At 72.3% G+C, this 7053-nt stretch carries 4 protein-coding genes and 1 pseudogene; 3 read left to right on the top strand and 2 right to left on the bottom strand.

The window, feature by feature from the left end; all coding sequences use genetic code 11:
* Positions 1-42: 42 nt before the first annotated feature.
* Positions 43-2067, top strand: a pseudogene (locus NBZ83_RS28480) (MFS transporter); the annotation flags it as partial.
* Positions 2068-2786: 719 nt separating this feature from the next.
* Here NBZ83_RS28480 and fdxA read toward each other — a convergent pair.
* Positions 2787-3122, bottom strand: coding sequence for a ferredoxin (fdxA, locus tag NBZ83_RS28475; RefSeq protein WP_136448136.1), 336 nt, complete (start codon positions 3120-3122; stop codon positions 2787-2789).
* A gap of 431 nt (positions 3123-3553) precedes the next feature.
* Positions 3554-4603 carry an NAD(P)-dependent alcohol dehydrogenase gene (locus NBZ83_RS28470; RefSeq protein ID WP_261569888.1) on the bottom strand — a complete coding sequence of 350 codons (1050 nt, stop codon included), beginning with the start codon at positions 4601-4603 and terminating at the stop codon, positions 3554-3556.
* A gap of 198 nt (positions 4604-4801) precedes the next feature.
* Here NBZ83_RS28470 and NBZ83_RS28465 point away from each other — a divergent pair, with 198 nt between their 5' ends.
* Both NBZ83_RS28465 and NBZ83_RS28460 read left to right on the top strand, forming a co-directional pair.
* Positions 4802-5515 carry a TetR/AcrR family transcriptional regulator gene (locus tag NBZ83_RS28465; protein WP_261576167.1) on the top strand — a complete coding sequence of 238 codons (714 nt, stop codon included), beginning with the start codon at positions 4802-4804 and terminating at the stop codon, positions 5513-5515.
* A gap of 527 nt (positions 5516-6042) precedes the next feature.
* Positions 6043-7053, top strand: a 1011-nt coding sequence (locus NBZ83_RS28460) for a serine/threonine-protein kinase (protein ID WP_261576166.1), incomplete at its 3' end; no start/stop codon positions are given.

Below are 7053 nucleotides of genomic sequence, written 5' to 3'. Positions count from 1 at the left end.
GCCCACGCCGCCGCCGCTCACGCCGCCGCCAGCGGCAGGGCGGTGAACGGGCCCCGCCGCCGGTCGCCGGATCCACGTCCCGGCTTCGGCCGGTTCGCGGTGGTGGCCGCCGGACAGCTCGTCTCCGCCATCGGCAGCGCGCTGAGCCTGCTCATCATGAGTGTGTGGGTGCTCGATCACACCGGCCGGATCTCCGCCTTCGCCACGACGGCCGCGGTCTCCCTGCTGCCCGGCGTCCTGGTCGGCCCCGTCGCCGGCGCGGTGGCCGACCGCTACGACCGGCGCGCCGTGATGCTGGTCGCCGACGTCACCGCAGGAGCCACCACGCTCGCCATGGCCGTGCTCGTCGCCCTCAACCGGCCGAACCTGCTGGAGATCTGTCTGCTGTGCGGGCTGACTTCGGTCGCCGCAGCCTTCCAACGACCGGCCTTCCTGGCGGCCGTGGCCCAGCTGGTACCCAAACCGTTCCTCGGCCACGCCAGCGGCATCGTCCAACTCGGCGCCGGAATGGGGGCGCTGTTCGCGCCCATGATCGGCGCGGGGCTGCTGACCGTGCTGCCGCTGGGCACCATCCTGCTGATCGACGCGGCCACCTTCGCCGTGGCGGTGGGCACTGTCGCGGTCGTCCGGTTCCCCGACCGGCTGTTCCGCCGCCGCGAGGAGTCGATGCGCAGGCAGCTGGCCCGGGGGGTCCACTACGTGCTGCGCCGGCCAGGGCTGCGGGCGCTGATGCTGTTCTTCGTCGGCGACCACATTCTTTACGCCATCGGCTTCACCCTCATCCAGCCGATGGTGCTGCTCGATCACGGAGTCGGCACGCTCGGCGTGGTGTTGGCCGCGGGCGGCGTCGGGGCGCTGGTCGGGGCGCTGACCATGAGCATCTGGGGTGGTACCCGGCGCCGGACCCACGGCATGTTGCTCGCCACCGCCGCGAGCAACGTGGCCATCATGGTCATCGGTCTGGCCGGGGCACCCTGGCTGATCGCCGTCGGCATGTTCGGGCTCGCCTTCAGCGAGGCGCTGATCGACGGCCACTGGATGGCGCTGCTGCAGACGAAGGTCGGTCTGGAACTGCAGGGACGGGTGAACTCGCTGTTCCTCATCGTGGTCACCGTGTTCCTGCCGATCGGCTACCTGGTGATGGGACCGCTCGCCGACAACGTCCTGCGGCGCACGCTCGAACCCGGTGGCGCGCTGTCCGACTCGGTGGGCCCGGTCCTGGGCACCGGGCCGGGCCGAGGGCTCGGGTTCGTCGTGGTGATCAGCGGGTTCCTGCTCACTGTCTGGCTGCTGCGCGCCTGGCTTACTCCGCGGCTACGGCTGCTCGAGGACCACCTCCCCGACGCCATTCCGGACGCGGAGATCTGGGATCGCGACGCCGAGCAGGAGCGTGCAGACCGTGCCGTCCAGGCCCTCGCCACCGCCACCGTCACCGCCACCGTCACCGCGGTAGCGGGCATCGGCTCCGCTGCTCGACCCGCAGGCGCAACGGCCGCGCGCGCGGCCAGCGGACCAGCCGCCCCATCCGCCGGCGAGATGGTCGACGGACCGAGCGCCGAGGACCTGGCCTGGATCGAGACCTGGCGGGCGGTCTACGACCACGCCCATACCGGCACCGATCGCCCGGCCGTGGGAGAGGACTTCACCGGCTGGAACTCCAGCTACGACGGCACCCCGATCCCCGTCGACGAGATGCGGGAGTGGCGCGACGCCACCGTGGAGCGCATCCGGGAGTACCGGCCTCGACGGGTGCTCGAGATCGGAGTGGGTAGCGGCGCGCTGCTCGTGCCGCTCGCTGAGCACTGCGAGCATTACACGGGCACCGACCTGTCCTCGGTGGCGCTCGACACCCTCGACCGGGACCTGCGTGAGCAGCGTCCCGACCTGCACCGCCGCGTCGAGCTGCGCGCGCAGCCGGGCCACGTCACCGACGGCCTGCGCGCCAGCGGCTACGACCTGATCATCCTCAACTCGGTCGTGCAGTACTTCCCCAGCCGGGACTACCTGACCGAGGTCCTCGACGTCGCGTTGGGCCTGCTGACACCCGGCGGACACATCTTCGTCGGCGACGTGCGCAACCTGCGGCTGCACGGTCATCTGCGAGCCGCCGTCAGGCAGCACGCACCGTCGGCGGCGGCCGTGGCCGGCGCCGGAGATACCGAGCTGCTCGTCGACCCGGCCCTGTGGGACCACCTGACCCGGGACCGGCCGCGGATCGTCGGGGTCGACCTGCGCATAAAGCGCGGCCGGGCGCACAACGAGCTCACCCGCTACCGCTACGACGTCGTGCTGTCGACAGCCCCAGCCGAGGTCCGATCGGTCACGGCGATCCCGACTGTTGCCTGGGGCTCCCAGCTGACCAACCTCGACCGGCTGTCCCGGTTGATGGCGACGGACGTCCCGGCGCCGCTGCGGGTGACCGGAGTCCCCAACCGGCGGCTGCACAGCGGACCGTACGCCCACGCCACACCCGATCCCGAACAAGTTCCACGCGCTCGCCGCCCGCCACGGCAGGTGGGCGGCCCTGACCTGGTCGGGCGACGACGACGAGTCCCTCGACGTCGTGCTGCTCCCCGCCACGACGCGGCCGCCGCTCACCGGGCTGCTCACCCGCACCGGACGAGACGACGACCTCACGCACCGTCCGATGGCCAACTCCCCGGCCGCCCGGACCGTCCCGACGTCCGGAACCGACCAACGCGATCCCGGAGGGACATGCGATCCGCGCTCCGCGGGTCCCGCGCGGGAGGCCCGGCCGGGGGGATGGCCGGGCCTCCCGCGGGGCGTCACTTCTCGTATGCGGCCACGAAGGGGGTGTCGGCCTTGATCTTGCCGAGGCGGGTGGCGCCGCCGGGCTCGCCCAGCGGCTCGTCGCGGCCCGGGAGGATGTCGGTGAAGAACGCCGCCTCGCTGTCGAGGAACTCCTGGTCCTTCGCCTTTATCCGGTCGTCACTGAGGACCGCGCCGACGGGGCAGGCGACCGCGCAGGCCCCGCAGTCGGTGCACTCGTCCGGGTTGATGTACATCTTGCGGCCGCCCTCGTAGATGCAGTCGGCCGGGCATCCTTCCAGGCAGGCGCCGTCCTTGACATCAATACACCCGGCGGTGATGACGAATGGCATGAGGGTCCTCGTTTCCGGATCGACGCTGCGGACCGCTACTGAGTGGTCGGCAATCGCGTGGCTGGCCTACGACTTTCGTTCCGGCTGGTAGGCCGGGGCGGGTGCCGTGCGGCGAACCCGAAAGGAATCGTAGCGGGCCCGGCGAGGTCGAAACGGCGCGCGCTGTGAATGTCATGTAAACAAACAGCGCGCGGGAAAGGTGATGTCAATATCTCTCGGGACCGGGAAAACAATGATGCCAAGGATAATGTTGACGATGAACTTATCCTGGCTCTTTTCCTGCTGCCGTCGGGTTGAGGCGCAGGTCAGCGCGGCCGGCCGCGCCGGTCCGGAACGGTGTCCGGCGCCGGCGCGGCCGGCCGGTGCAGCCGCGGCCCGTACGGCCACGGCCTGGTCTACTGCTGGGCCCGGGATTTTCCTGGGCCCGGGGGTTATTCCTGGGTCAGGGTGGCGATGTCGATGACGAATCGGTAGCGCACGTCGCTGCGCAGCACCCGCTCGTAGGCCTCGTCGACCTCGTCGGCGCCGATGAGCTCGATCTCCGAGGAGATTCCGTGCTCGGCGCAGAAGTCGAGCATCTCCTGGGTCTCGCGGATGCCCCCGACGCTGGAACCGGCGAGGCTGCGCCGCCCACCCAGCAACGAGAACACGCTGAACGTGCTCGCCTGGGGCGGCGCGCCCAGGTTGACCATCGTGCCGTTGATGCGCAGCAGGCCGAGGTAGGCGTCCAGCGGCAGGTTCACCGACACGGTGTTGATGATCAGATCGAACGAGCGGCGCAGCGTCTTGAACGTCGCGGTGTCGCCGGTGGCGTAGTAGTGGTCGGCGCCGAGGCGCAGGCCGTCCTCCTCCTTGCTCAGCGTCTGGCTGAGCACGGTCACCTCGGCGCCGAGCGCGTGGGCGATCTTGACGGCCATGTGGCCGAGCCCGCCCATGCCGACGACGGCGACCTTCGTGCCAGGACCGGCGTTCCAGTGCCGCAGCGGCGAGTAGACGGTGATCCCGGCGCACAGCAGCGGGGCCGCCGCGTCGAAGGGCAGCGCCTCCGGGATGCGCACGACGAAGTGCTCGGTGACGACGACGCTCTGGCTGTAGCCGCCGTAGGTGATCTCGCCGTCGTAGCCCTTGCCGTTGTACGTCGGCACCGCGCCCTTGAGGCAGTACTGCTCCTCGTCGGCCTCGCAGGTCTCGCACTCGCCGCACGAGTCGACGAAGCAGCCCACGCCGACCCGGTCGCCGACGGCGTACGTCGTCACCCCCGGGCCGACCGCGGCGACCACACCGGCGATCTCGTGGCCGGGAACGAGCGGGTAGGTGCCCCGGCCCCACTCCTCCTTGGCCTGGTGGATGTCGCTGTGGCAGATGCCGGCGTACTTGATGTCGATGAGGACATCACGGTCGCGCAGCTCGCGGCGTTCGACCGTCGAGCGCTCGAACTTGGCGCCCGGGCTGGGGATGACCAGCGCTGCGGTGGTGGCCATGGAACTCCCTCGAGCCCTCGCCGCCGCCGGGCGGGTGCACCGCGGGGAACGCGGCGAGGGCCGTGATGATCGCTGTGTGACGCGGACGAAAGTCTGCGAACGGCCCCCGGCGCCGGCACCCCGACCCCACAATGTAAGAGCACGCTCACTTCCATTGTATGGTGCACAGACGTCCAGGCGTCGGGACCGGAGGCGGCGATGGTGGAGTCCGTCCACCCCGTGGAGCCGACCGGCCCGGTGAAGGCGACCGGTCCGGTGGAGACGGCCGGCCCGGCGGCGTCCGGCGAGCCGGATCGGCGGGCCCCCGCGCGCAGCTCCTACCACCACGGTGATCTGGCGGCCGCGCTGGTGGCCGGCGCCCTCGACCTGATCGCCCAGGGCGGCCTGGCGGCCTTCTCCGTCGCCGCGGTCGCCCGCCGCGTCGGGGTGAGCTCGGCGGCGCCGTACCGGCACTTCCCCGACCGCGACAGCCTGCTCGCGGCGGCCGCCGCCGCCGCGGCGCGCCAGCTCACCGGGCAGCTGCGCGCGGCCGCCGACCACGCCGGCGCCGATCCGGTGGAGCGGCTGGCCGCCACCGCCGGCGCCTACACCAGGTTCGTCATCGAACGCCGCGCCGGGATGGACGTCCTGTTCGCCCCGGCGCTGGCGGGCAGCCGCCACCCGCAGCTCGGCGCGCAGACCCGGGCCCTGCTCGACACGCTGCTCCTGCTCGTGCTGGCCCTGCCCGCGGTGGCGAGCTACCGCGACGCGCTCCTGCTCGTCGAGCAGCACCTCGCCCAGGCCCACGGGCACGCGGTGTTCCACCTCGACGGCGTGTTCGCCCAGCATCGCCGCAGCGTCGACCAGGCCGCCGCCGCGGCCGTCGCCACGGCCCGGATGCTCATCGCCGGCCACGCCGCCGGACACCCCTGACCACTGCTTGGGCAGCGCATCCGGCAGCGCATCCGGCAGCGCATCCGGCAGTGGGGCCGCCAGGGGGCTGGCCGGCAGGGGGGGTACCCGGCGCAGGGACTCCGACTACCCGTTCGTGGGACGTGCGAGCTATTGCCGATCCGGGGCCGGCGGATCGACGGCGGGGGAGCGTTCCCCGTGATTTCCGTCAAGGTTTCTGCCGGTCTGCCGGGTGATGAGGTATCGGCCGGGAAATATGCGGCGGCCCGGGTGGCAGTAGCCCCGATGCCACAACCGTTACCGGGCCGGCAGCACCCCTCGTGAGCAGGCCGGCCGGTCAGCCCCGATGGCCTTTTCGGGCCCCTGTCGCGCCGTCGCGGGGCAGTTGCGTCGGTGACATCGGGAGACCGTCGGCGGCCGACAGGCGTGGGGGAAGTGCGCCGTCGGTGGTGTCGAGTTCGCGATAAGGATGACCGGGAGGACGATCGGTCACCGACAATTCAGCAGGCGCCCTGTTCCCGATTCCCGCTCGGCCGTAGGGAGGAATGGTGGATTCGCGCGAAAACGTCGACGAGGTGACCGAGTCGCGGGAAACAACGACCGGGCTCACCACCCGTCCGGACCCGCTGCGCCCCGGCGACCCGCGCGAACTCGGCGACTACCGGCTTCTCGGTCGCCTCGGTGAGGGCGGCATGGGCACCGTCTTCCTCGGCCGCAGCCGCGACACCGGCCTGGTCGCCGTGAAGGTCATCCGCGCGGACGTCGCCCGCATCCCCCGCTACCGTGAGCGGTTCCGGCGCGAGGCCGCCGTGGCCCGCCGCGTCGCCCGCTTCTGCACCGCGGAGGTTCTCGACGTCGTCGACCCCCCGGACGGGCAGCCGTACCTCGTCACCGAATTCATCGACGGCCCGACGCTGGCCCACGCCGTCGCCACCCACGGCCCGCTGGGTTCGGCCGACCTGGAGCGCGTCGCGGTCAGCGTCGCCGCAGCCCTGACCGCCGTCCACGGCGCGGGCCTGGTGCACCGCGATCTCACCCCGACCAACGTGCTGCTCTCCCCGCTGGGTGCGCGGGTGATCGATTTCGGGCTGGCCCGGGTCACCGACGAGGCGCCCAGCGGGCCGTCGGGCCGGGTCGCGGGAACCCCGGCGTTCATGGCTCCCGAGCAGGCCCGCGGCGAGACCGTGACGAGCGCCGCCGACATCTTCTCCTGGGGCGGACTGGTGATCTTCGCGGGCAGTGGGCGCAAGCCGTTCGGGGAGGGTCCGACGTCGGCCCAGCTGCGCCGGCTCCAGCACACCGACCCCGCGCTCGGCGACCTCGACCCGGCGCTGGCCGCCGTGGTACGCGCCGCGATGCGCCGGGAGCCGGCCGGCCGGCCCACCGCCGAGGAGCTGCTGCGCCGCCTCGTCCGCCCCGGTGACGCGGCGGAGACGATCGTCACCAGCCCGCTGGACATCCTCCCGCCCCGGGCGGGGCCGGGCATGTCACCGCCCGTCGCGTCCGCCGCCCGCCTGCCGGCGGTGCGCCGGTCGCCGGGGGGGCCGAGGCCTCGTTCC

This window comes from Frankia gtarii, assembly GCF_025403375.1.
Lineage (GTDB): Bacteria > Actinomycetota > Actinomycetes > Frankiales > Frankiaceae > Frankia > Frankia gtarii.
This window is presented reverse-complemented; position numbering and strand designations above follow the sequence as displayed.